Annotated in this window: 21 protein-coding genes and 1 tRNA gene; 8 read left to right on the top strand and 14 right to left on the bottom strand. The window is 63.1% G+C overall.

Annotated elements, in window-relative coordinates:
• Window positions 1-79: 79 nt before the first annotated feature.
• Complete coding sequence (locus HWV67_RS01605; protein WP_175649620.1) at window positions 80-1,471, top strand: aldehyde dehydrogenase family protein; 1,392 nt, start codon at window positions 80-82, stop codon at window positions 1,469-1,471.
• A gap of 101 nt (window positions 1,472-1,572) precedes the next feature.
• On the opposite strand, the gene HWV67_RS01600 is transcribed toward HWV67_RS01605, so the two are convergent.
• The 4 genes from HWV67_RS01600 to HWV67_RS01585 form a co-directional block, all read right to left on the bottom strand.
• Window positions 1,573-3,003 carry an aldehyde dehydrogenase family protein gene (locus HWV67_RS01600; RefSeq protein ID WP_175650945.1) on the bottom strand — a complete coding sequence of 477 codons (1,431 nt, stop codon included), beginning with the start codon at window positions 3,001-3,003 and terminating at the stop codon, window positions 1,573-1,575.
• Between the two features lie 6 nt (window positions 3,004-3,009).
• Window positions 3,010-4,509, bottom strand: coding sequence for a purine-cytosine permease family protein (locus HWV67_RS01595; protein WP_175649619.1), 1,500 nt, complete (start codon window positions 4,507-4,509; stop codon window positions 3,010-3,012).
• 126 nt (window positions 4,510-4,635) lie between these two features.
• Window positions 4,636-5,052 carry a YybH family protein gene (locus HWV67_RS01590; protein ID WP_256679988.1) on the bottom strand — a complete coding sequence of 139 codons (417 nt, stop codon included), beginning with the start codon at window positions 5,050-5,052 and terminating at the stop codon, window positions 4,636-4,638.
• A 145-nt stretch (window positions 5,053-5,197) separates the two neighbouring features.
• Window positions 5,198-6,424, bottom strand: coding sequence for a benzoate/H(+) symporter BenE family transporter (locus HWV67_RS01585; protein ID WP_175649618.1), 1,227 nt, complete (start codon window positions 6,422-6,424; stop codon window positions 5,198-5,200).
• Between the two features lie 133 nt (window positions 6,425-6,557).
• Here HWV67_RS01585 and pdxR point away from each other — a divergent pair, with 133 nt between their 5' ends.
• Together pdxR and HWV67_RS01575 are read left to right on the top strand one after the other, a co-directional pair.
• Window positions 6,558-8,057 (top strand): MocR-like pyridoxine biosynthesis transcription factor PdxR, encoded by a 1,500-nt coding sequence (gene pdxR, locus HWV67_RS01580; protein ID WP_175649617.1) that lies wholly within the window; start codon window positions 6,558-6,560, stop codon window positions 8,055-8,057.
• Window positions 8,058-8,183: 126 nt separating this feature from the next.
• Window positions 8,184-9,395, top strand: a complete 1,212-nt coding sequence (locus HWV67_RS01575) for an MFS transporter (protein ID WP_175649616.1) — start codon at window positions 8,184-8,186, stop codon at window positions 9,393-9,395.
• A 68-nt stretch (window positions 9,396-9,463) separates the two neighbouring features.
• Here HWV67_RS01575 and HWV67_RS01570 read toward each other — a convergent pair whose 3' ends face one another.
• The gene (locus HWV67_RS01570) at window positions 9,464-10,390 is read right to left on the bottom strand and encodes a LysR family transcriptional regulator (RefSeq protein WP_175649615.1); all 927 of its coding nucleotides are present in this window, start codon (window positions 10,388-10,390) and stop codon (window positions 9,464-9,466) included.
• A 139-nt stretch (window positions 10,391-10,529) separates the two neighbouring features.
• On the opposite strand from HWV67_RS01570, the gene HWV67_RS01565 reads away from it, so the two are divergent.
• The 3 genes from HWV67_RS01565 (at window position 10,530) to HWV67_RS01555 (ending at window position 13,399) form a co-directional block, all read left to right on the top strand.
• Window positions 10,530-11,948 carry a coniferyl aldehyde dehydrogenase gene (locus tag HWV67_RS01565; RefSeq protein WP_175649614.1) on the top strand — a complete coding sequence of 473 codons (1,419 nt, stop codon included), beginning with the start codon at window positions 10,530-10,532 and terminating at the stop codon, window positions 11,946-11,948.
• Window positions 11,949-12,022: 74 nt separating this feature from the next.
• Complete coding sequence (locus HWV67_RS01560) at window positions 12,023-12,700, top strand: type 1 glutamine amidotransferase domain-containing protein (protein ID WP_175649613.1); 678 nt, start codon at window positions 12,023-12,025, stop codon at window positions 12,698-12,700.
• A gap of 78 nt (window positions 12,701-12,778) precedes the next feature.
• Complete coding sequence (locus tag HWV67_RS01555; RefSeq protein WP_175649612.1) at window positions 12,779-13,399, top strand: glutathione S-transferase family protein; 621 nt, start codon at window positions 12,779-12,781, stop codon at window positions 13,397-13,399.
• Window positions 13,400-13,710: 311 nt separating this feature from the next.
• Here HWV67_RS01555 and HWV67_RS01550 read toward each other — a convergent pair.
• Window positions 13,711-13,798: transfer RNA gene (locus HWV67_RS01550), tRNA-Ser, on the bottom strand.
• Window positions 13,799-13,923: 125 nt separating this feature from the next.
• Between HWV67_RS01550 and HWV67_RS01545 the strand changes: the two genes are divergently transcribed.
• Window positions 13,924-14,595 (top strand): Bax inhibitor-1/YccA family protein, encoded by a 672-nt coding sequence (locus HWV67_RS01545; RefSeq protein WP_095157359.1) that lies wholly within the window; start codon window positions 13,924-13,926, stop codon window positions 14,593-14,595.
• 69 nt (window positions 14,596-14,664) lie between these two features.
• Here HWV67_RS01545 and HWV67_RS01540 read toward each other — a convergent pair whose 3' ends face one another.
• Together HWV67_RS01540 and HWV67_RS01535 are read right to left on the bottom strand one after the other, a co-directional pair.
• On the bottom strand, window positions 14,665-15,486 hold the full coding sequence (locus HWV67_RS01540; RefSeq protein WP_175649611.1) for a class I SAM-dependent methyltransferase: 822 nt from the start codon (window positions 15,484-15,486) through the stop codon (window positions 14,665-14,667).
• 130 nt (window positions 15,487-15,616) lie between these two features.
• Window positions 15,617-16,522, bottom strand: a complete 906-nt coding sequence (locus HWV67_RS01535; RefSeq protein ID WP_175649610.1) for an AraC family transcriptional regulator — start codon at window positions 16,520-16,522, stop codon at window positions 15,617-15,619.
• A gap of 173 nt (window positions 16,523-16,695) precedes the next feature.
• On the opposite strand from HWV67_RS01535, the gene HWV67_RS01530 reads away from it, so the two are divergent.
• Window positions 16,696-17,754, top strand: coding sequence for an NAD(P)-dependent alcohol dehydrogenase (locus HWV67_RS01530; RefSeq protein ID WP_175649609.1), 1,059 nt, complete (start codon window positions 16,696-16,698; stop codon window positions 17,752-17,754).
• A gap of 59 nt (window positions 17,755-17,813) precedes the next feature.
• Here HWV67_RS01530 and HWV67_RS01525 read toward each other — a convergent pair whose 3' ends face one another.
• From HWV67_RS01525 to HWV67_RS01500, 6 genes are all read right to left on the bottom strand, one after another.
• Window positions 17,814-18,560 carry an outer membrane beta-barrel protein gene (locus HWV67_RS01525; protein ID WP_175649608.1) on the bottom strand — a complete coding sequence of 249 codons (747 nt, stop codon included), beginning with the start codon at window positions 18,558-18,560 and terminating at the stop codon, window positions 17,814-17,816.
• Window positions 18,561-18,826: 266 nt separating this feature from the next.
• Window positions 18,827-20,014 carry an amino acid aminotransferase gene (locus HWV67_RS01520; RefSeq protein WP_175649607.1) on the bottom strand — a complete coding sequence of 396 codons (1,188 nt, stop codon included), beginning with the start codon at window positions 20,012-20,014 and terminating at the stop codon, window positions 18,827-18,829.
• Between the two features lie 10 nt (window positions 20,015-20,024).
• Window positions 20,025-21,671, bottom strand: coding sequence for a thiamine pyrophosphate-dependent enzyme (locus HWV67_RS01515; protein ID WP_175649606.1), 1,647 nt, complete (start codon window positions 21,669-21,671; stop codon window positions 20,025-20,027).
• 20 nt (window positions 21,672-21,691) lie between these two features.
• Window positions 21,692-23,095, bottom strand: coding sequence for an amino acid permease (locus HWV67_RS01510; protein WP_371929267.1), 1,404 nt, complete (start codon window positions 23,093-23,095; stop codon window positions 21,692-21,694).
• A 198-nt stretch (window positions 23,096-23,293) separates the two neighbouring features.
• Window positions 23,294-24,244: a LysR family transcriptional regulator gene (locus tag HWV67_RS01505; RefSeq protein ID WP_175649604.1), complete on the bottom strand. Its 951-nt coding sequence runs from the start codon at window positions 24,242-24,244 to the stop codon at window positions 23,294-23,296.
• Between the two features lie 10 nt (window positions 24,245-24,254).
• The gene (locus tag HWV67_RS01500; protein ID WP_175649603.1) at window positions 24,255-24,974 is read right to left on the bottom strand and encodes a B3/B4 domain-containing protein; all 720 of its coding nucleotides are present in this window, start codon (window positions 24,972-24,974) and stop codon (window positions 24,255-24,257) included.
• Between the last annotated feature and the right edge of the window lie 367 nt (window positions 24,975-25,341).

Here is a 25,341-nt window from a genome sequence, read left to right as displayed (position 1 = left end):
TCGCTCAGTATTATTCAGTTCAAGGGAAAGACACAACGCAGTAGGCTTCGATCCATACACCGTCCATGAGAACTCCAAAATGACCGTGATCAGCCACCAGACCCATGCCTTGTCGATCAATCCCGCCACCGGCGAACAGATTGGCCACTATCCCTACGAAAGCGCCGCCGTGCAGGACGCCACCCTCGCTCGCGCCGCCGCCGGCTACGCGGCCTGGCGCCGCACCCCGGTCGAAGCCCGGGTCGAACGCCTGCTGGCGCTGGCCGGCGCGCTGCGCGACAACGCCGAAGCCATGGCGCGGATGATCACCGCCGAAATGGGCAAGCCGATCGCCCAGGCCCGTGGCGAAATCGAGAAATGCGCCCAGCTCTGCGAGTGGTACGCCGACGCCGGTCCCGCCATGATCGCCCCCGAAGCGGCGCCCGTAGCGGTAGGCAAGGCGCGCATCGAATACCGTCCGCTGGGCCCGATCCTCGCTGTGATGCCGTGGAACTTCCCGATCTGGCAAGTGCTGCGCGGCGCGGTGCCGACGCTGCTGGCCGGCAACGTCTACGTGCTCAAGCATGCCCCGAACGTAATGGGCAGCGCCTACCTGCTGCTGGACGCGATCAAGCGCGCCGGCTTCCCGGAAGGCGTGTTCGAAGTGCTCAACGTCACCCCTGACGGCGTGTCCGCCGCGATCGCCGACCCACGCATCGCCGCCGTCACCCTGACCGGCAGCGTCCGCGCCGGTATCGCCATCGGCTCGCAAGCGGGTGCCGCGTTGAAAAAGTGCGTGCTGGAACTGGGCGGCTCCGACCCGTTCATCGTGCTCAACGATGCCGACCTCGACGAAGCGGTGAAAGCCGCGGTCATCGGTCGCTACCAGAACACCGGCCAGGTCTGCGCTGCGGCCAAGCGCCTGATCGTCGAGCAAGGCGTGGTGGAGGCTTTCACCGCGAAATTCGTCGAAGCCACCCGCGCCCTGGTGGTGGGTGATCCGACCCAGGACCAGACCTACATCGGCCCGATGGCCCGCTTCGACCTGCGCGACGAGCTTGACGGGCAAGTCCAGGCGACCTTGGCCGAAGGCGCCACCCTGCTGCTCGGTGGTGGCAAGGCCGAAGGCACTGGCAACTTCTACCAGCCGACCGTGCTGGCTGACGTGACCGACCAGATGACCTCGTTCAAACAGGAACTGTTCGGCCCGGTGGCCTCGATCATCACCGCCCGCGATGCGCGGCATGCGCTGGAGCTGGCGAACGACAGCGAGTTCGGCCTGGCGTCGACCATCTACACCGCCAACCCGGAGCTGGCCGAGCAACTGGCGGACGAGCTGGATACCGGTGGAGTGTTCATCAACGGTTACTGCGCGAGTGATCCGCGGGTGACGTTTGGTGGCGTGAAGAAGAGTGGTTTCGGGCGGGAGTTGTCGCACTTTGGTGTGCGCGAGTTCTGCAATGCGCAGACGGTGTGGCTGGATCGGAACTGAGTGGTGGCCATCGCGAGCAAGCTCGCTCCTACGGGGCTCTGCGTTAATCCTGTAGGAGCGAGCTTGCTCGCGAAGGGCCGCAAAAGCGACCCCAAAAAAAGTCACCCCAGGCAACGAGTCACATGCTTGACCGACTGATACGCCGACAACCCCCAAGGCCCCAGCTCGCGACCAATGCCGCTGCCCTTGGTCCCGCCCCATGAGGTTTCGACGAACACCGCCTGGATCGAGTTGATCCACACATGCCCCACTTCCAGTGCATCGGCAACCCGCTCGGCGCGCTGCAGATCCGCACTGACCACGGTCGCGACCAATCCAAAGCGGCTGTCATTGGCCAGAGTGATCGCCTCGGCTTCCGTGCTGAAGCGCTGGCTGCACAGCACCGGCCCGAAGATTTCCTCGGTCCACAGACGGCTGTCCGCCGGCACATCGGCGTACAACGTCGGGCTGACAAACCAGCCGGCGCGGTCCAGCGGCTTGCCTCCGGTCAGGCACTGCAGGCCTTCTTCCTTGGCCACGGCGAAATACGCCGCGACTTTCAGCCATTGCCCCTGGCTGGTCAGCGGGCCCATGTCGACTTCTTCGGTCAGCGGATTGCCGACCCGCAGTTGCGCCAGCGCCACCTGCAACTTGGCCAGCAACGCATCGGCGATGCCGTCCTGGATCAGCAGGCGCGAGGTGGCCGAGCACATCTGGCCGGCGTTCCAGCAGATACCGGCGACGATCCATTCCACCGCCTGGTCCAGATCGCAGTCATCGAACACCACGATGGCCGACTTGCCACCCAGCTCCAGAGTGACCGGGCGGCACTGCGCCGAAGCACTGCGCATCACCTGGCTGCCCACCGTGTTGCTGCCGGTGAACGACAGCTTGTCCAGGCCGTTGTGGTTGCTCAGGGCAATGCCGGTTTCGGCCTTGCCGACGACGATATTCAGCACACCAGCCGGCAGACCCAGGGCCTCGGCGATCTGGCCGTAGCTCTGTTCGATCAGCGGTGTGATTTCCGAGGGTTTGAGCACCACGGTGCAACCGGCCGCCAGGGCCGGGGCGAGTTTCCAGGCGCTGGTCACCAGCGGGAAGTTCCACGGCACAATCAGGCCGACCACACCCACTGGTTCCAGCCGGGTGCGGGCGCTGAAGCCCGGCGCGGCCAAGGCAACATTCGGGTCTTTCTGCGCTTGTTGCTCGATCAGGTCGGCGTAGTAGCCGAAGGTGGCGACGGCGTCGTCCAGGTCCACCTCGGCTTCAAAGCGCGGCTTGCCGTTGTTGCGCATCTGCAGGGCGATCAGTTCTTCGCGGCGCAGGCCCAGTTGCTCGGCGAAACCGCGCAGGTAACCGGCGCGCTTTGCCACGTCCAGTGCTTTCCAGGCCGGCAGCGCCTTGCGCGCGGCGGCCACGGCGTCATCGACCTGGGCGGCGCTGGCGGCCAGCAGCTCAGCGAAAGGCTCGCCCAGGGACGGGTCGAATACCTTGATGCAGTCGGCAGTGGCGCCGTCTACCCAGCGGCCATCGATGTAATGAGTCATGTGCAGCTCCAGTCAGGCCGTTTCGGCACGGGTCAGCGGCGCCTGCGCCACTGGTTTTCGGTATACCCAGCGTGGGCCCTTGGGGCCAAACACCGCAGCGGGCTCGGGAAAGAGGTTGATCAGGGCCAGGTACAGCACGGCAGCCATGCCGAGGGTGATCGGCAGGCTGATGTCGATGCCGCCGGCCAGCTCGCCGAGGGCGCCAACAAACTGCCCCGGCAGGTTGACGAAGCACAGGCCGACCAGCGCGCTGGGGATCCACGCGCCCATGCCGCGCCAGTTCCAGCCGTGGGTGAACCAGTAATGGCCACCGCGCTCGCCGCGAGTGAACACCTGCAGGTCGTCGGCGTGGTAGAAGCCACGGCGGGTGATCAGGCCGAGGATCATGATGATCATCCACGGGCTGGTGCAGGTGATGATCAGCACCGCGAAGGTGGACACGCTCTGCACCAGATTGAAGGCGAAGCGACCGATAAAGATGAAGGCGATGGCGGCGACGCCGATCAGCAAGGTCGCGCCGGCGCGGCTGAGCAGGCGCGGAAACACGCTGGACATGTCCAGGCCGGTGCCATACAGCGCCGTGGTGCCGGTGGACATGCCGCCGATCACCGCGATCAGGCACACCGGCAGGAAGAACCAGCTCGGCGAAATCGCCAGCAGGCCGCCGACGTAGTTGTTCGCCTCGATGTACTGTGGCGCGTGGCTGGCCACCAGGGTCGCGGTGCACAGGCCAAAGAAGAACGGAATCAGCGTGCCGATCTGCGAGGCGATCACCGCCAGCATGATCCGCGACTTCGGCGTGGCACGCGGAATGTAGCGCGACCAGTCACCGAGGAAGGCGCCGAACGACACCGGGTTGCTCATCGCCAGCAGCGCCGAGCCGATGAACGCCGCCCAGAAGCCCGGCTGACCGAGGTTGACGCTGCCGGCAAAGCCCGCGTCGAACGGCCCGGCAAAGGCGACGATGCCCAGCAGGAACATCAGGCTCGATGCCCACACGGCGATCTTGTTGACCCACAGCATGAAGCGGAAACCGTAGATGCACACCACCAGCACCAGCACCGCGAACAGGCCGTAGGCCAGGCCCAGGGTCAGGTCGGTTTCCGGCAATCCGGCGAGGCGCTTGGCACCGCCGACCAGGGCGTCACCGGAACTCCACACCGACAGCGAGAAGAACGCCACGGCGGTGAGCAACGACAGGAACGAGCCGACGATGCGCCCGTGCACGCCGAAATGCGCGCCGGACGACACCGCGTTGTTGGTGCCATTGAGCGCGCCGAACAGGCCCATGGGTGAAAGGATCAGCGCACCGACGCCGACGCCCAGCAGGATCGCCCAGACCCCAGCCTGGAACGACAAGCCGAACAGCACCGGGAAACTGCCCAGTACCGCGGTGGCGAAGGTGTTGGCGCCGCCGAAGATCAGGCGGAACAGGTCCAGCGGGCTGGCACTGCGTTGATGATCGGGAATCTGTTCGACCCCGTTGGTTTCGATCCGCGTCGATTGGCTCATGGTGATGCTCCAGCGCCTGTCTTGATTGTTATAAGGCTGGCGCGCAGGCGCCGCCCTCTTGTCTGCCCCGCGGATCGCTCCGCGGGTGAGTGCGTTGGCAGTAGCGGCAAGGCCGCCGAAATAGAATCAAGCGTCGCTGAGGACCGACAGGTGCTCGTGACAGGCCAGCCAGCGCTCGCCGTGCTGGCGGAAGACGATGGTTTCCCGTTCCTGCAACTGGTGTTCTTCACCGCCGAGGCGGATGTGGGTGGCGACGTCATGCATGAAGATCGCCACCTCGCCTTGCAGGCTGACCTGGCCATTGCTGGACTGGCAGCCGAGCACGGCGAAGCCTTCGGCCTGCCATCGCTGCCAGACCTGTTCATAGGCGTGGCGCGAGGTCAGCGGCTGGGCAAGGGTGTGGAACAGGAAGGTCGCGTCTTCGCTGAAGCAGGCGAAGTAGCGGGCGGTGTCATTGCTGGCGAAGGCATCGACCAGGCCGGCGGCGGCCTGCAATACCTGATGTTCGCGCGAGGGAATCTGGGTCACGGAGGCGGTACTCACGATTTTTGTAGTTGTCGTGAAGGATTCTGGCGAGGGGCCTGCGCGGGAAAAATCGCTGATGACAAATAATCAGTTCAGGAATTTCTGAACCATCGTGCCGAGGGTGACCCCGGAGTGCGCCTGCGAGCGCACCCCGGAGCGTGGCTCAGTTGACCGCCTCGCGCTCCGGCGCAGGCGCTGAGCGGCGCGGCAGGCGGCCATTGAGCACGGCGTGGGCGCCAAGGCCGATAAGCAATCCCCAGAACGCGCCGCCAATCCCGAACAGGGTGATATTGGCGGCCGCGGCCAGGAAGGTGATCAACGCGGATTCGCGGGTACGGGCGTCGGCCAGGGCACTGGCCAGGCTGCCACCGATGGTGCCCAGCAGCGCCAGCCCGGCCAGGGTGGTGATAAAGCTCGCCGGAAACGCCATGAACACCGCCGCCAATGTGACGCCGAAGATACCGACCACGATATAGAACAGCCCGGCAGCAATACCGGCGATCCAGCGCCGGGAGGGTTGCTCGTGGGCCTCCTTGCCGGTGCAGATCGCCGCGGTGATCGCCGCGATATTGAACGCGTGGGAGCCGAACGGCGCCATCAGCAGCGAACCCAGCCCGGTCACCGTGACGATCGGGTTGGCGCTGGTGCGAAAGCCGTCATTGCGCAGTACCAGCATGCCGGGCATGTACTGGCCGGTCAGCGTGATCAGAAACAACGGCATGGCCACGCTGAGCAACGCGTTGAGGGAAAACTCGGGGGCGGTGTACACCGGGGCGGCGAACTGCAACTGCAACCCGGGGAAATCCAGCCGGCCCTGGGCCAACAACAGGACCATGCCCAACGCGAGAATCGCCACCACGGCGTAGCGCGCGGTAAAGCGCTTGAACGCCACATAGATCGCAATCAGCACGCCCGCCAGCAGCGGATCGACGCTGACGCTGGCAAAGGCGCCAATACCGAAAGGCAACAGGATGCCCGCCAGCAAGCCCGCCGCCACGCCGGGCGGCACCAGGCGAATGACCTTCTCGAAGCAGCCGGACAGGCCCAGCACCACGAAGGCAGCCGCGGAAATCAGGTACGCCCCCACCGCCTCGGCATAGGGCGTGGTCGCCAGCGCGACCACCAGAAACGCTGCTGCCGGCGTCGACCACGCGGTGATGATCGGTTCTCGCGTGGCCCAACTGAGCAACAGCCCGGTCACCCCCACGCCGATCGACACCGACCACACCCATGACGCCGTCAGTTCCGGGCTCAAACCCGCCACCCGCGCGGCCTGGAACACCAGGATGAAGGTGCCGCCATAGTTGACGATGACTGAAATCAACCCGGCGATGATCGGGTGAATGAGGTCGCCCGGACCCGGGCGGGAATGGGAAGGTGTGGCTGACATGGCATCTGGCTCCTGACAGGACGGGCTGACGGGCCCGAACGGGGAGCATTTATAGCTTCGCAATGGCCTGCCTTGCCCCTACACTTTGCGACCGATCAGCAGACCACTTTTTCGCGCAGGGAGCGCCGATCCGATGGCCAGCACCTTCGAACTCGAAACCTTGAACATGCGCATGAGCGCCGCCGACTTGCAGCCGCTCGACCTGCACCAGCGCATCCAGCGGGCCTTGCGCGCGCTGATTCTCGAAGGCGCCCTGGCGCCGGGCCTGAAACTGCCGGCCAGCCGCGTCCTCGCCGCCTCCCTCGGCGTTGCCCGGGACACGGTGGAGAACGCCTATGTGCACTTGCACCGCGACGGTTTCATCACGCGCCGCGAAGGCTCCGGCAGCTACGTTTCGAACACCCTCGGCCCCGAGCTGCGGGGCAGCGCCCGACGGCGTCCGGGCACTCAGGGTCGGCGCCGCGAGACAAGCCCGCCGACCGCGCCAGCCCTGAGCCGTCGCGGCCAGTCCATCCTCGAACAGGGCGGCGTCAGCGACCAACAGGAGATCCGCGCCTTCGCCCCCGGACTGCCGGAAACCCGCGCCTTCCCCCTCGCCGTCTGGGAACGCCTGCACCGCCAGGTGATGAAGGACCACCGCGACAGCGTGCTGCTGCACGGTGATCCGCAGGGCGCCGAGCCGCTGCGCAAGGCCATCGCCACCTACCTGAACCTGGAGCGTGGCGCCAAGTGCTCGCCCGAGCAGATCCTGGTGCTGAGCAGCACCCGTCAGGCCCTGCTGCTCTGCGCCCAGTTGCTGGCCGATGCCGGCAAGCCGGTGCTGATGGAAAACCCCGGCTACATCGGCGCGCGCCGGGCCTTCGAGGCTGCGGAAACCCGGGTGATCCCGATCGATGTCGATCACCACGGCCTGCGCACCGACCTGCTGCGCGCCGACACCAGCGGCGCCACCTGTCTCTACGTGACGCCCTCGCACCAATACCCCACCGGCGCGACCCTGCCGCTGGAGCGCCGACTGGAACTGATCAATTGGGCTGCGGAACACCACCGCTGGATCATCGAGGACGACTACGACAGCGAGTTCCACTACGACGGCCTGCCCACCGCCTGCGTGCAGGGGCTGGACCCGTATCGGCGGACGGTCTACCTGGGCACCTTCAGCAAAACCCTGTTTCCCGGCCTGCGCATGGGCTACATGGTGCTGCCGCCGGAACTGGTCGAGGTCTTTACCCGCGCCCGCAGCATCATGGACGGCCACACGCCGCAGTTGCTGCAACTGACCGTGGCGCGGTTCATGGAAGACGGCCATTACAACGCCCATATCCGCGCCATGCGCAAGCTGTACCGGGCGCGACGCATGGTGCTGCTCGACGCCGTCTCGCGCCACCTGCCGGGCATCGCCAGCGCGCTGCCGCCACCGGGTGGGCTGCAGATTCCGTGCTTCCTCGCCGATGGCTGGTCGGAAGAGCGCACCCTGCGCCAGGCCGCCAGCGCCGGCATACAACTGCTGGGGCTCAGCCCGTTGTATGCGGGAACGGCGAGCCGCCAGGGTTGGCTGCTGGGCTATGCCTCGCTGACCGAACATGAGATCGAAGCGGCGATGCGGCGGCTGGCCAAGGTGCTGAAGCGCTGAAAAGTGGTCTGGTTCATGTGTCTGGAATGGATGGCCTTGCTAGACCGCCTTACCCCTAGAATCGGCGGCGAAATACCCGGCACGCCAGCGCGGCCGGGACCACGTCGATAAAGGAATCCCCGCCGAATGCCGAGCCGTATCGGGCTGCTGCCCCAGGTCGCCACCGCCCACAGCATCAGCCACCTGCACATCATGGCCCTCGCCGCCCTGTTTCCATTGCTGCCCGCCTGGTTTGGCGTCGGCTATGTCGAACTGGGGTTGGCGCTGAGCCTGTTCAATATCGTCAGCGCGTTGTTGCAGGCACCCATGGGCTTTGCCGTCGACCATTACGGCGCCCGCCGCGTGCTGATCGCGGGGCTGGCTCTGGGCAGTTGCAGCTTCCTGCTGATCGCCCTGTTTCCCACCTACACCTGGCTGCTGGTCGCCATGGCCCTGGCGGGTGTCGCCAACGCTGTCTACCACCCGGCCGACTACGCCTTGCTGGCCCAGGGCATTGATCCGGCGCGGATGGGCAAGGCCTTTTCCGTACACACCTTCGCCGGTTTTCTCGGCGCCGCCGTCGCGCCGCTGGTGCTGCCGGCCATCGCAGCGGCCAGCGATCCGCGCCTGGCGTTCGTCGCGGTGGCGCTGGCCGGCTTTGCCGCCCTCGCCTTGCTGCTGGTGCCGGGGTCGGGCATCCCCCGGATCGCCCCGGCCCGCACCGCCAAAGCCGCTGCCGGCAAGCCCGACAACGCCCGCCGCCGGTTGTTGTCACCGATGATTTTGACCCTGACGCTGCTGTTCGTGCTGCTTAACCTCAGCACCAGCGCCATCGAGAAATTTTCGCTGCCCGCACTGATGCAGGGCCAAGGCATCGCCCTGCCGTGGGCCAACGCGGCGCTCAGCGCCTTTCTGTTCGCCAGCGCCTTCGGCGTGCTGTCCGGCGGTGTTCTCGCCGACCGCACCCGGCGCCACGGCCTGGTGGCCGCCGCGGCCTTCAGCCTGGCCGCGCTGCTCACGGCCCTCGTCGCCACGGCGGGATTCAGCGGCCAGGCACTGGTCATCGTGCTCGGCGTGATCGGCTTCCTCACCGGCGTGATCGCCCCGTCCCGCGACATGCTGGTCCGCGCCGCGTCACCCAAAGGCGCAGAAGGGCGGACCTTCGGCATCGTCTCCAGCGGATTCAACATCGGCGGCGCACTGGGCCCGGTGGGGTTTGGGTGGCTGCTCGACCGGGGGATGCCGGAGGGTATCTTCTGGGCGTCGGTGGTGTTTATGGGGCTTACGGTGGTGATGACGCTGGCGCAGGAGGCATGGCGGAGTCGGTCCAGCCGGCATATCAAACACTCCTGTTCATGAACCGGCGCCTGCAAACAGAATCTTCGGGCACAGGTATGGATATCATCGGGAGCGCCCGGACATACCTATCAGGAAGCTGGGTGCCCCCCACTATCAGCTTGGTTTCGCTCTCCATTGCGCATATGCCAGAGCAACGTCTGCCGAGCATGAGCAACGCGAGGCTGCCTCAGGGCCGCAGGCGCCCAGAGCAAATGGTAATCACGCGTGGTGCGTCCAACCGGGCTGGGTATCTCTTGAAGCTCGCCCCGTGCGATGTGAGGTTCGCAGAGATAGGCCGGCAACGTGCTCCAACCGAACCCATCAATCATGAGCGTTCGCAGCGTACGCAAATCCCGGCCGGCCATCGCCGGGACAGAAGACTCAAGCTCGATTTCATTCTTTTCAAGCCACGCGTCCACCAACGGCAGTTCCAGGCTGTAGGCCAGCAACGCCTCTGCACCGAGCCCCTTTTCAAGGGTTTCAGCCGCAGCGATTCGCTGTGCAACCGCCGGCGCCGCTACGGCTACAATTTGCTCTGTGAACATCAGCTCATTACGCAGCCGGGGTGTATCGGGTGGAGAGGCGGATATGCCCAGGTCACATTCCCCCTCGATGAGCAACCGTGTGATCAGCTCATGGTTGCCACTGCGCATGCGCAGGCGAATACCATCCTCAAGTAAAGGTCGAAGCTGCTTGGAAACGACCTCGGCCAGGAAGTCAGCATGTCCGATGATCTGCAACGCCCCGGCTAGTTCCACCGACCGTGCTCTTGCGGTGGCCAAAGCGGATTCGGCCATGTCCAGCTTGTCCCCCAAGTCCGACGCCAACTCACGAGCGGCGGCTGTTGGCTCCACCCCCCGAGCCTGTCGATCGAACAAGGTTCTGCCGATCGCTGACTCCAACCCTGCGATGTGCTGCGACACAGCTGGCTGGGTCAAGTTCAGAGACCGCGCGGCGCCGCTGATTGACCGCTGACGATAGACCTCAATGAAGGTTCTCAACCTGACCAGCGACATGACGCACCCATAATAAAATTTATATGAGCGCTAAAATACGCTGTCTACTCGCCGTCACGCCACTGCCCTACGATTGCTTCCACGATTTGAACGCACTTATCACGGGCGCACTGACAGCCCTTCGATCTGAGGAAATCCAATGACTGGCAACCAAGACACTCAAGATCTTTTCGCAATTTTGCGCAGCATGAAGCGAGCCCATATTGCGTCGGGGCCAGCCAGTGCAGAACTGCGCCGCGACAGGCTCAAACGCAGCGCCAAGCTGATCCGAGACAATCACCAGGCTATCAGCCAAGCGATCAACACTGACTTCGGCAACCGCAGCATTTATCAGTCGCTGGTTGCTGACCTCGCGACCACCCTGAAGATGCTGGAGCACTCTGCTGATCATCTGGAAACCTGGATGAAGGCAGAGAAAGTAGAAAGCCCTGGGCCTGGAATGGAGGCCTGGATCGAGCAACAACCACTCGGTGTTGTTGGCGTAATAAGCCCTTGGAACTTCCCGATCAACCTCGCTTTTGGCCCTCTGGCAGGCATCTTCGCCGCAGGCAACACCGCGATGCTGAAGCCATCAGAGCTGACGCCGGCCACTTCGCAGCTCCTGGCGGAGTTAGTGCCCGCCTACTTCGAACCCTCAGAGCTTTCGGTAGTGCTGGGTGATGCGAGTGTAGGGGCGGCGTTCAGCTCCCTGCCCTTCGACCACCTCGTTTTCACCGGAAGCACTGGCGTCGGACGGCATGTGATGCGCGCAGCGGCTGAGAACCTGGTACCTGTCACGTTAGAGCTTGGCGGCAAGTCCCCAGTGGTGGTGGCAGAAGGTTTCGATATCGCGGTTGCCACCGCGCGGACGCTGACCATCAAGACGTTCAATGCGGGTCAGATTTGCCTGTCGCCGGATTACATGATGGTGACGCCGGAGCAGCAGAAGTCGTTGGTGATGTTCAGTAAAGAATTCATCGCCAACAGCTTCCCCACCCTGCTCGGCAATCCGGAATACACCTCGATCATCAGTGACCGCCATTTCGACCGGCTGGTTGGCCTTCTGGCGGACGCAGAGCAGAAGGGAGCCACGCTGATCAACCTGGCGCCGGACAGTGAGCCAGCGTTCGATGCGAAAACCCGAAAAGTCGCCCCGCATCTGGTGCTCGATGTGACCGACGAGATGGCCATCATGCAGGAAGAGATCTTTGGACCCCTGCTGCCGGTGAAAACGTACACCGATGCTTCCGAGCCCCTTCAGTACATCAACAGCCATCCGCGCCCTCTCGCTGCGTATTACTTCGGAGATGACAAGGCCCAGCAAGAGCTGTTTGCACGCCACACCACCTCAGGGGCCCTGGTGATCAACGATGTCATGACCCACGCCTCGATCGATTCACTGCCGTTTGGTGGCGTAGGCGCGTCGGGCATCGGCGCCTATCACGGCGTGCATGGCTTCCGCCGTTTCACCCATGCCAAGCCAGTAGTAGTGCAAAGCAACGACGGCGCTTCGAACCTGAGACTGCGGGCCCCTTACAGCGACAACTTGCAAACGGTTCAGGCTTTTTTTGCAGGCTGAGCCTCCAGAGACTGAGCTGCGGACAGCGTGCTCGAACGCCCGGAAACCTTTAAATCAAGAGTATGGAAATCCAGATGAAAGTATTGATGGTGTTGACTTCCCACGACCAGCTCGGCGACACCGGGCTGAAGACAGGCTTCTGGCTGGAAGAGTTCGCGGCGCCCTACTACGTGTTCAAAGATGCGGGTGCCGAGGTTGTAGTGGCCTCGCCAGCAGGCGGGCAACCTCCGCTTGATCCCAAAAGCGATCTGCCGGAATTTCAAACCGAGCTGACTCACCGCTTCAAAGCCGACCCTGACGCCCAGCGTGTCCTCGCATCTACCGTAAAGCTGGATGCCGTTTCCCATGAAGAGTTCGACACTGTCTTTTACCCAGGTGGCCACGGCCCGCTTTGGGATCTTGCGGAGTCTCGCAAGTCGATCGATCTGATTGAAAGCTTCGAGCGAGCCAACAAGCCAATCGGCTTCGTTTGCCACGCACCGGGTGTGCTGCGCCATGTAAAAACCGCTGATGGTGAGCCTCTGGTTAAAGGCCGACGTGTAACGGGCTTCACCAATGGCGAAGAGGAAGATGTGCAACTGACCAACGTGGTTCCGTTTCTCATTGAGGACGAATTCAAACGTCAGGGCGCGCTGTACGAGAAGACCGAGAATTGGGCGCCTTTCGTCCTGGTCGACGGCAAGCTTGTGACTGGCCAGAACCCTGCTAGCTCGGAACAGGCCGCCAAGGCCCTTCTCAAACTGGCTCAGTGACACATTTGAAGGGATCTACATCGCAACCATCACGGATGTAGACCCACTCTCACTTATTCCGACCGAAGGAACACCTACATGATCACCTTGCACCACTTGAACGAATCGCGCTCCATTCGCACGCTTTGGCTGCTGGAAGAGATGGGGGTGCCTTACGAGGTCAAATTCTATACCCGTGATCGAGCGACCCATTTTGCTCCTGAGTCCCTCAAAGCCATCCATCCACTGGGCAAGTCGCCGGTGATTGAACTGAACGGGAAGGTGGTAGCGGAATCGGGTGCGATCACGGAGATTCTGATCGAGCGCTTTGCCCCGCACTTGGCGCCGGCGAAAGAAAGCGATGAGCATGTAGAGTATTTGCAATGGCTGCATTTCTCCGAAAGCTCCGCCATGCTGCCACCGCTGCTCCAGGTCTTCATGCAGCGTGAGACTGCCGAGCTCGTTTTTCTTCCGAGCTACGCCCAAGCCGAAAGCAAAAAGGTCTTCACGTACCTGAACGATCAGTTGGAAAACAAAGACTACCTGGTGGGCGGCAAGCTCAGTGGCGCCGATTTCATGATGTTCTTTGTAGCCGAAATCATTCAACGCTTCGACAGCAAAGGCCAGTATCCACACATCAAGAAATACCTGCAGAATCTCAAATCGCTTGAAAGCTGGCAGCGGGCACAAGCGATCGAGGCGCGTCACTACGCTAAGTGAAAAGGCCCGTCTCGCCGTACTTGGGCTGACTTCTCTGAAACCCGCGAACAGGCAAACCATCCACTTTGGCAGTGCGTTCGCGCCACCGTCGAGTGCTGAATCCAAGAGTCGGTCGACGGCTCTTCCCCTGATGCTATCTATTGATAGATGGGCAAGGCGGCGCTTGATGGGAAGGTCTGGGTGAGTAAAAGCAGTTTCAGAATATGGCTGAAAAAGGGAGTGAACGAGGAAAGGAAGGCGTGGGTAGAAACGTGGGCATAAAACCTGCAGACAGAAAAAAGCCCCTGCTTTCAGGGGCTTAGATCAGAATATGGCGGAAGCGTAGAGATTCGAACTCTAGGATAGTTGCCCATCGACGGTTTTCAAGACCGTTGCCTTAAACCACTCGGCCACGCTTCCACTTTGTCATGCGGGCGCCATCATACCGAAATGAAACAAGCTGTCAAACTCTCTGGATGGCCTGTTTCCAATGCTCTGTTATGATCTTTGCAACTCAACGTTTCAAAACCCACAGGAGTGTCGCCATGCGCGAACAGGATTACGCCGTCAACCACGGCCTGCAGGTCGAACAGCAGGAGGTCAGCCGAGTCCTGCGCAACACGTACGGCTTGCTGGCCCTGACTCTCATCTTCAGTGCCGTCATGGCCTACGTCGCACAGCAGATGCGCGTCGGTTACCCGAATATCTTCGTCGTACTGATCGGTTTCTACGGTCTGTTCTTCCTTACCGCCAAGCTGCGTGACTCGGCCTGGGGCCTGGTTTCCACCTTCGCCCTGACCGGTTTCATGGGCTTCCTGCTTGGCCCGATCCTCAACCGTTACCTGGGCATGGCCGGTGGCGCCGAAGTGGTCAGCTCGGCCTTCGCCATGACCGCGCTGGTGTTCGGTGGTCTGTCGGCCTACGTGCTGATCACTCGCAAGGACATGAGCTTCCTCAGCGGCTTCATCACCGCCGGTTTCTTCGTTCTGCTGGGTGCCGTGGTCGCGAGCTTCTTCTTCCAGATCAGCGGCCTGCAACTGGCGATCAGCGCCGGCTTCGTGCTGTTCTCGTCGGTATGCATCCTGTTCCAGACCAGCCAGATCATCCATGGCGGTGAGCGCAACTACATCATGGCGACCATCAGCCTGTATGTATCGATCTACAACCTGTTCGTCAGCCTGCTGCAACTGTTCGGCATCATGAGCTCCGACGACTGATTCACCCGCTGTTGAAAAAGCCCGCTTCGGCGGGCTTTTTTTGTCCACAACAACAGCCAGCCCTGTCACTCACCGTTTAATCGCCTGCAGGGTATAGCTCAACGGCAAACGCCACGGATCAACCTTCAAACGCCACTCTCCATCCTCCCCGAGAACCATCTGCCCAGGCAGCGCCTCCCACGGAATGCAGTCATGTTCCTCGATGGCGACAAGATTCAGCCCATGACGCAGAAGCGCCGAAATCACCTCGCCAAGGCCGTGGTTCCACTCATGGGTGACGGTGGCCTTCAGCGCAGTATCGACTTCGACATAGGTGCTGTCATCGTTCCAGACCGTCGGCTCCGGGAGCTCGAAGTACGGGTGGCTGATCCTCAGTTCGCCCTGGCAATTTTCGTCCAGCGCCAGGAGCATCGGATGCCCTTCACGCAGAAACAGGCGGCCTCCTGGCTTGAGCAACGCAGCTACCGTCCCGGCCCACTTATCAATGCTGGGCAACCAGTTCAATGCGCCGACGCCGGTATAGACCAGATCGAAGCCAGCACCACCAAGGGCTTGTGCAGCCTCGTAAACCGGCGCTTCGACGTAGTGAATATCAGCGCTACAGTCGGCCGCCAGTCTCCGGGCCTGATCCAGTGAGACGGAAGAAAAGTCCAGGCCAGTCATGACCGCCCCAAGACGGGCAAGAGAAAGGGTGTCTGTACCGATATGGCACTGTAGGTGCACCCCTCTCAGGCCGGAGATGTCACCGAGGCGAGGCTGATCGAAACGAACCACCGCCGATAAATGACCCGCAGAGGCTTTAAACCTTGCAGCTTCATAGTCAGGAGAAGCGGCGTGGAGTGGCGCCCGCTCATCCCAGTTAGCTCTATTCAACTGCAGATAGTCATCCATCGCTGCACTCCTTGGCTTGGGTTTGGCAGCTACCTGCCGTTGCGGTTTTTCTGAGACCCCACCTTCTATCACTTAATCGCTGATCTCGGCAGCAACTCCAGGCGAACAAGAGGCCGGGGCCAGAACCGCCCTAAACCGCAATCCCGCGATAAGGCACCTCATCCCCCGGGCTCCGCGAAAACTGCCGTTTGTACTCCCGACTGAACTGCGAGCTGCTCTGGTAGCCCACACGGTGCGCGACCTGAGCAACGCCCAGGCCCTCGCCGATCAGCATCTGCTGTGCTTTCAACAGACGCAGTCGCTTGAGGTACTGGATGGGCGACAGCAAGGTGTTGCGCTTGAAGTGTTCGTGAAACGCGGAAGCGCTCATGTTCGCGCGGCCGGCCAGTTCGTCGATGCTGAGCGGGTCGGCGTAGTGATCGCGCAGATACGCCAGCGAGGCGCCAATCCGGGCGAAGTGCCCCTGTTGCTCGACCAGCGCTCTCAGCACGCCAGCCTGTGGGCCGTTGAGCGCTGCGAAATACACTTCGCGTACCCGCGCCGCGCCCATCACGCGGGCGTCTTCGGGTCGTTGCAGGCACTGCAACAACCGCAGCACAGCGTCCTGCATCGGCTCATCAAGGGGCGCGGAGCTCATGGACTCCGGGGTTTGCGCCCGGACCAGCCCGGCGGGAAGCGGGTCCATCGCCTGGACCATTTCGCTCAGGACCAGTGGATCGATACCGACAGCCACGCCGTACAGCGGCTCGGCCTCGCTGGCGAAGGTCTCGCACATGAACGGCACCGACAGCGCCTGCACCAGGTACTGCCCTGCCCCGTAATCCAGCGTTCGTTCGCCCAGGCGCGCCAGCTTTCGGCCCTGCGCCAGGACCATCAGGCTGGGTTCGTAGATCTGCGGGCTGCTGGCCACATACTCCGCCCAGGACAGCACCTGCACGTCACTGAGCAAGGTGTCGACAAAGCCCGGACGCGTGGCCAGCGGCTTGATCAGGTCGCACAGGGCCTGGCGCCCTGGAAAGTGATGAGGATTGGACATGAGGGAAGGCAAGAGTGAGTGACGCGCCCATGATCCCAGATTTCACGGCCGGGATACCGTCAATCCACGCGGCACTGGAGGAATAGGCATGACACCCGGAGGAATACCCATCGGCATCCCCGCCCGTCGCCCGCACAATGCGCCGCCTCTTTTCGCTGTGCAGAGACACCCTTATGTACAAAGCCATTGGCTACGCCGCCCAGTCGGCCAGCGCGCCGCTCGCCCCGATGACCTTCGACCGCCGCAGCCCGCGCGCGAACGATGTCGTCATCGATATCCTCTACTGCGGCGTCTGCCATTCCGATATCCATCAGGCACGCAACGAATGGGGAATCGCCGTCTATCCGCTGATGCCCGGCCACGAAATCATCGGCCGTGTCCGCACCACCGGTAGCGCGGCGAGCAAGTACCAGCCCGGCGATCTGGTCGGCGTCGGTTGCATGGTCGACTCCTGCCAGCACTGCGACGCCTGCCACGCCGATCTCGAGCAGTATTGCCTCGAAGGCCCGACCATGACCTACACCACGCCAGACCGCGTGGACGGCAGCTACACCCTCGGCGGTTACTCCAACTGCATCGTGGTGCGGGAAGATTTCGTGTTGCGGATTCCGGACGGCATGGACTTGCCGAGCGCGGCGCCGATCCTCTGCGCGGGCATCACCACTTACTCGCCGCTGCGCCATCACGGCGTCGGGCCGGGTCATCGGGTGGGCATTCTGGGCATGGGCGGGCTCGGTCATATGGGCATCAAGCTGGCCAAGGCGCTGGGCGCCGAAGTCACGCTGTTCACTCGTTCGGCGGCGAAGGCCGAGGAAGCCCACCGTCAGGGCGCCGATCACGTCGTGGTCTCGACCGATCCGGCGCAAATGGCCGCGGTGGCGGACCACTTCGATTTCCTGCTCGACACCATCCCGGTTCAGCACGACCTCAACCCCTACCTCAAGACGCTCAAGTTCAACGGCGTGCATATTCTGGTGGGCCTGATCGAACCCATCGAGCCTGCCATCGATGCGGCCCATCTGGTGCTCAAGCGTCGGGTGATTGCCGGGTCGTTGATCGGCGGCATCGCCGAGACCCAGGAGGTGCTGGATTTCTGTGCCGCGCATGACATTCGCTGCGATATCGAAATGCTCGATATCCGCGCCATCAACGAAGCCTACAGCCGCATGATCGCGGGGGACGTGAAGTACCGCTTCGTCATTGATATGGCGACCCTGCAGAACGCGGAATAACGCCGTATTCCGCCATCGGAATCGAAGGGCCGCCCCGGCCCTTCGAACCGATCAGGCGCTTAGAACGCCAGACCGACCTTCACACCGAACTCGTCACGCTTGAGCTTGGTGTTGTCGGCTACGTCCGAGTCTTCGTCCAGCTTGTACTCGGTACGGGTGTAGTACGCGCCGACCTGCACCGGCATGCCGCCCTGCTGATTCAGCAGCAGGCTGACTTCGGCGTAAGGGTTGGTGCGGTCCTTGAGGTCGACGGTGTCGCTGCCAAAATCGTCAACCTTGAGCTTGGCTTCGCCGCCGAGGGTGTGGCGGGCGCCGACTTCGACACGCAAGGTCGAGGTGTCGAACTGGTGGTTGTAGCCCAGCGCAGCCTTGGCGAACGGCGATTTGGAGGTGATTTCGACGTCGATGTCGTTGATCGCCGGCTCGAAGCGCGTCCAGCCATAGCCGCCGCCCACGGTCACGTCGACGAAGTTGCGCGCATCCAGCGCCGCACGCCAGCCGAGGTCGAGGTCGGCCTGGGCTTCCTTGAGTTTGTTGTCGTCTTTCTTGCCGTATTTGGCTTCGGCGCCGACCTGGTAGATGAAGCCGGATTCGGCAGTCAGCTTGTTGCCGAAGGTGGCGAATACGCCGCCCTGACCGAGGTGGTCGGAGTCGGACTCGTCACCGCCTTCGAACTTGAATTTGTCGTAGCTGCCCGTCAGGCCGAGGGTGAACAGCGGGTCGGTGCTCGGTGCGGCAACGGCCGCCAGAGGTGCGCCCAGCAGGGCCAGGATGCAGGTCGGTGCGAGCAATTTACGGGTGGGCATTCGGGAAGCCTCCATGACTGTAATGTATTAACGAACGCACCGCTTTGAAGCACCGGTCTCCGCTAAAGTTCGAAATAAATTGACGTAAATGTGAAATGTTTCTCGACTTTGAGGGCTCTATTTCGCGGCTTTGATGGATGGCTTCGAGCCATTATCGGAGGTTTCGTACAGCGTCACGCGCCCGTAAACATTGGCTGGCGGCATAAACGATCGAACAAAAAAAGCGCCCCGAAGGGCGCCAGAGGCAACTTAAAAAAACAGCCCTCTCAATGGTCCGAAAGTGCCCTGGCCACCGTCGCCAGGTTGGATTCGTTGAGGCCCGCGACACACATCCGCCCACTGCGAATCAGGTACACCCCATGCTGTTCGCGAATGCGATCGACAGCGTCGGCGCTCAGCCCGGTGTAACTGAACATGCCCTTCTGGCGCAGCAGATAATCCACCTCCCGCTGCGCATCGATACGTCGCACTTCGTCGAACAACGCCTGACGCATGCCCACCATCCGCGCGCGCATGGCGTCCAGTTCCTGCCGCCACAGCGCCGTCAGCTCGGCATCGCCGAAAATCGTCGCCACCAGTTCCGCGCCATGCCGTGGCGGGTTGGAGTAATTGGTGCGCACCGTGCCCTTCAACTGCCCGGCCACGCGCCGGGCAATCTCGCCGTCCTGACACACCACCGACAGCGAACCGACCCGCTCGCCATACAGCGAAAACACCTTGGAAAACGAGTTGCTCACCAGCCCGGTGATGCCGCTGCGGGCCAGCGCGCGGATCGCATAGGTATCCGCGTCCAGCCCCTCCCCCAGCCCCAGATAAGCGGCGTCGAGAAACGGGATCAGCGAGCGCTCGCGGAACAACGCGTACAAGCGCTGCCACTGCTCTGGCGTGAGGTCGACGCCGGTGGGGTTGTGACAGCAGGCGTGCAGCAACACGATGCTGTGGGCCGGCAGTTCGCCGAACACCTCCAGCATCGCGGCAAAGTCGATCGCCTTGCCGATGGCGTCCAGGTACGGGTAGCGGTTCACCGCGAAACCGGCGCCCTGGAAAATCGCCAGGTGGTTGTCCCAGGTCGGGTCGCTGACCCACACCTGCGACTGCGGGTAGTAGCGCTTGAGGAAGTCCGCGCCGACCCGCAATGCCCCCGAGCCACCGACGCTTTGCAGGGTGACGATGCGCTCGCTGTCGGCGCCATCAAGCGCGCCGAACAGGTAACCCTGCACCGCCTCGCGGAACCCCGGATGGCCGTCCATGGGCAGGTACAGGTTGGCGGTTTCCGCCCGCGAATCGAGTAACGCTTTGGCCCGACGTACCGACGGCAGCACCGGCACCTGGCCGTTTTCGTCGTAGTAGAAGCCGATGCTCAGGTTGACCTTTCCGGCGCGCGGATCGCGCTGGTAGTCGTCCATCAACGACAGGATCGGGTCACCGGGGTAGGTCTCGACATGTTCAAACATCAGGGGCTCCTCAGTGAGCGAAAGTGGGATGAAGGAAGGGCCACGGGCTGCTGTCACCGCCACGCGGCACGCTGACCTCGATCAGCACCGGGCGGTCGGCGGCGAAGGCCTGTTCCAGCACCGGGCGCAGCTGCGCCGGCGAGCCGACCCGGAAGGCCTGGACGCCGAAGGATTCGGCGAAGCGCACGAAGTCCGGGTTCACCAGTTCCGAGCCGAGCAGGCGCCCGGCGAAGCTCTCTTGCTGGTCGCGATAGACGTTGCCGAAGGCACTGTTGTTGAACACGATGGTCACCAGGTTGAGCCGGTACTGCACCGCCGTGGCCAGTTCCTGGGCGGCGAACATGAAGCCGCCGTCGCCGCAGATCGACACCACCGCTTTGTCCGGGTGCGCGGCCTTGACCCCGAGCGCGGTGGGAAAGCCGAAGCCGAGGGTGCCCTGATGCCCCGAGGTGACCAGGGTGCGCGGTTTGTACACCGGGAAACCGAAGATCGAGGTGAAACCAACCTGGGAAATTTCCTCGACGAAGAAGCCGTCACGCGGCAGTACGTCGCGAATCACCCGCAGGTAGTCGAGCTGCGGTTGCACGCACTGGATCGCCTGCTCCGCTGCCGCCTTGGCCTCGGCGATTTCGGCGTCGCGGCGCTTCGGCGGGCCGGCGCGCAGCACAGCCTCTGCCAGGGCGCTGGCGCCCTCCCCGGCATCGGCCAGCAGGTTGACCTCGGCCGGCATGCGCCGCACCTCGGCAGGGTCGATATCGATGCGGATCAGCTTCAGGCCAGCCGGGCGATGGCGCCAGCGAATGTCCAGCAACTCGAAGCGCGAGCCGATCACCACGGCGACATCGGTCTGCGGCCAGAGCCGGGCTCCGGCGGCAACGGTGAAGCCCAGCGGGTGATCATCCGGCACGACGCCGCGACCGCCGCGGAAACTCACCACCGGCGCACCCAGCACCTCTGCCAACTGGCCGACTTCGGCGCTGGCTTCCAGCGCCCCGGAGCCGACAAAGATCATCGGCGCCTTGGCCGCGCTCAGCAGTTTCGCCGCGCGCTCCACGGCATCGCTGTCCACCGGTGGCGTCGGTTGCAGCGCCAGCGGCGCCTGCATGCGCACCGCCGCGCTGCGGGTGAAGAAGTCCCAGGAGGCTTGCAGCGAGACCACGCCGGGGCGCCCGGATTGCATGACCTGAAACGCCTGCGCCACCTGCCACGGCGCATCGGCCGGCTGTTCGATATGCGCGGCCCATTTGCCGATGCTCTGGAGGATTTCCAGTTGCTTCGGCAGCTCATGCAACTGACCACGGCCACGGTCCTTGAAGCCGCTCATCACATCGCCGGTCAGCGCCAGCACCGGCGCGTTGCAGCCGTGGGCGGTGAGCATGGCCGCGCTGGAATTGAGGATGCCGGGGCCCGGCACCACGCTGAACACCCCGGGGCGACCGCTGGAACGGGCGTAGCCGAACGCCATGTAGGCGCTGGTTTGTTCATGCCGTGCGCCGAGGGTGCGGATGCTCTCGGCATTACGCGCCAGGGCGTCGGTCAGGCCATAGATCTGTGCACCGGGCAGTGCGAAGACAGTATCGACGCCCTGCACTTTCAAACTCTCGACCAGGGCATCGCCGCCCGTGAGCTGTTGAACAGCGGGAAGTTCGGTTTTCATCATGAGTTACCTGTTACGGATTATTCGAAGTTGAGCGCGGCGGGCTTGATGGATTGATATTTACGGAAACTGGCGTAAACAACGATCAACCACAAAGGAATCAACCAGACCGATATGCGCATTGCCGGAATGAACGCCATGATCAACATGATCGACACAATAAACGCGATACACAGATAGTTGCCGTAGGGGAACAATGGCGAACGATAGTGAGTGTGTTCTCCTGCCGCCTGTTTGGCGCGGCGGAACTTCAGGTGGGTATAACTGGTGAGCATCCAGTTCATGATGGTGGTGGCAACCACCAATGCCATCAGGGCTTCCAGCGTGCCGTTGGGCGACAGCCAGTTGAGCAGCACCGCCAGGGCTGTAATCGCCGCCGTCACGATCAGCGCGTTGACCGGCACATTGTTGCGATTGAGCTTGAGCAGTTGCCGTGGCGCATGGCCCTGCCCGGCCATGGCGTGCAACTGGCGCACGGTGCAATAGACCACGGCGTTGTAGACCGACAGCGCGGCGGTCAGCACCACCAGATTGAGGACGTGAGCCGCCGCGCCGATGCCCAGCAGGTCGAGGATCTTCACGAACGGACTGGCACTGTACGGATCACCGCCGGCGGATAGCGAAGCCACCAGGTCGTCCCACGGTGTCAGCGCCAGCAACACTGCCAGGGCGGCGATATAGAACAGACCGATGCGGTGCAGCACCTTGTTGATCGCGCTGGGAATGGTCTTCGATGGATCGCGTGCTTCGCCGGCGGTAAAGCCGATGAACTCCAGCCCGCCAAAGGCGAACATGATCAGCGGCAAGGCGAGAATCAGCCCGCTGATGCCGTTGGGCAGGAAACCGCCTTGGCTCCACAGGTTGCTGACCGCAGCCGTCGGTGGTGGCGTCGGGCCGAACAGCAACCAGCCGCCCAGGGCAATCATCATCAGCACCGCCGTTACCTTGATCACCGCGAACCAGAATTCCGCCTCGCCGTAGACCTTCACCGCCAGCAGGTTGAGGCCGTTGATCAGCACGAAGAAGAAGGCGGCGCAGGCCCAGGTCGGCACGTCCGGCCACCAGAACTGCACGTACTTGCCGACGGCGGTCAGTTCCGCCATGCCCACCAGGATGTAGCCGGCGGTGTAATTCCAGCCGGCGAGGTAGCCGATAAAGGGCGAACAGTATTTGTTGGAGAAGTGGCTCAGCGAGCCGGACACCGGCTCGTCCACCAGCATTTCCCCCAGTTGGCGCATGATCAGAAAGGCGATCAGCCCGGCAACGGCATAGCCCAGCAACAAGCCAGGGCCTGCCAGTTTCATTACGCCGGCACTGCCGAGAAACAAGCCAGTGCCAATGGCACCGCCGAGTCCGATCATTTGAATATGACGATTGGACAAACCCCGCGATAACGCGTGATCCGTAGGAGTGGCTCTGCTCATCGTTTTATTATCCATATTGTTTTTCGGACACGGCACGACCCGGCGCCCGACGATAGTTCGGCAGGTGAAGTTGAAAGTTGCTGTTTGTTTTTTTGTGCTCGAAGTTACTTGTTTACTTCGATGGCATTCACGTTAACAGTAATACCGGAAATGAACATCCAGCCAGAGTGAATGGCAACTATGCGAATGCCGGATTGTTCACGCCGGATACACCGGAAGTTGTTCGCCGGGGCTGAGAAACTGCGAGCCACGGCAATGCTCATAAACGAAGGTGCGGAACCATTGCTGTTCCGCCGAGCTGTGGGTGCGACTGTGCCAGACCACCCAATAACGGAACGGATGGCGGACGAATGCCAGTGGGCGCCAGCAAACGTCGGCCTGCTCGGCCCATTTGCGGGCGATATGCTCGGGCAGCATCAGCAGCATGTCGCTGCGCTGGAGCACCGCCAGCGCCGCCGAGTAATACGGCACGGTGAGTTTCAGGTCGCGGTGCAGGTTGTGCTTGCGCAGGTAGGCATCGACGAAGCTGTCCTTGTCGCCGCCGGTGCTGATCTTCAAATGCGGCCAGCTCAGGAACTGCTCCTGGGTCAATTGCGCCTGCGCCGCCAGCGGATGATCGCTGCGCATGCAGCACACGGCGACGTCCTCGCCGATCACCCGGCCGTGAAACTCGGCGGGTGTGTCTTCGATCATGCTGGTGGCCAGGTCGACCTTGCCGCTGGCCAGCCAGTCGAAACGGTTGGCCTCCCACGGGCGGAAATCGATGCTGACGTTCGGCGCCAGCCGCGCCAGGTCGGCGAGCAGTTGCGGCAGGATATGTTCGGCGACGTGATCGGAGCCGGCCATGGCGAAACGCCGTTCGCAGGTGGCCGGCGAGAACCGCGAGGGCGTGCCCAGCGCCTGCAACTGTTCGAGCACCTGCTTCAACGGTTCCAGCAGTTCCACCCCGCGCTCGCTGAGGATGTACTGACGCCCCTGGCGCACCAGCAGCGGATCGCCAAAGGCTTCGCGAAACTGCGCCAGATGCCGGCTCAGCGCCGACTGGCTGGCGCCGAGGCGCGTTGCTGCGTGGCTGAGGTTGCGCACGTCCAGCAGGGTCGCCAGCACGCGCAACTGGGTCACGCTCAGGTTGTTGAAGGCGGGATTCATGCCAAGGGCCTCAGTCGAGGCCGAGGGTCAGGGTCGGCTGGCCAGCGTGCAGCACGGCGTGGCCGACACACTCGCCACCGCAGTAGCGCGCCACCAGTTCGACCAGGTCGGCCATGGCCGAGCGCACGTCCTCGGGGCTGATTGGCGGCAAGCCGTCGATATCGAAGAACACGCAGCGGGTGTCGGCCAGGGTGCGAGTGTCGGCGGCCTGGCGCCAGGTCCAGCGCCGGGTCAGCACGCGCGTGCCGGCTGCGAGGACGATTTCGCCGGGAGCGATGGCTTCCGGCTCGGCGGCGGCGTCCACCAGAAAGCGGTCGTCTGCCACGGTCTTGCGCAGTTCGATCGCCTTCGATTGCGGGCCGATCGGGTGTACGCCGGCGGGGAGCAGATAGCGCAGGGACAGCAGGTTGCCGATATCCACCAGCGGGTTGATGTCCGGCAGGTTGTCGGGCTTGAGCACCCGACGAGTGAGGGCTTCGATGGCGCTGCGGTGTTCCGAGGGCTTGGCGCCGAAACGGCGATAGGCGTCGCGCCAGGCGGCGATCTGCGGGTAGTCGGCGGGATTGCCGGTGACCCGCTCGCGCAGTGCTTGCTCGGTGGCGCGCAGCAGCGCGGTCAGCTCGGCGTCGAGGCGGGTGTTGTCGAGGTTGCGGAAGACCACCACGCCGCGGCGGTAGTCGGGGTGATCGTCAAAGACATCGGGGCTGACCGTATAGGTAAAGGTGCTCACAGGCGCTCCTCTGGAATGCGGGTTCGGGCAGCTTGGCCAAGCCGGGTGGCAGACTATAGCACCGGGCCTGAAGCTGGTAGCTCACCGATTTCTGCAAGGTTGCCATGCGGGTTTTGGATAGTTGGATGGGGGGGTGGCCGTCATAGGCTAGCCGACAGTTTTTCAGCGCTCTTGAGATCGAGCGCCGCCCACGCGGCGCTTCGCGAGCAAGCTCGCTCCCACATTTGTTGCAACGCGCCATGGCCTGTGGGATGGGCGTTGCCAGCCTTGGTGCATGGCTGGAGAGTGTGGGGCGGCTGGGGCGCCAACCTCTAAATCGAGTCGAACCAACAAGGCGGTCAACAATGGCCTGACAGGCATAGGCTCG

It is taken from the genome of Pseudomonas sp. Marseille-P9899, assembly GCF_903166565.1.
In the GTDB taxonomy this organism is placed as follows: domain Bacteria; phylum Pseudomonadota; class Gammaproteobacteria; order Pseudomonadales; family Pseudomonadaceae; genus Aquipseudomonas; species Aquipseudomonas huaxiensis.
The sequence above is the reverse complement of the archived record's forward strand: the minus strand, read 5'-3'. Positions and strand labels throughout refer to the sequence as shown.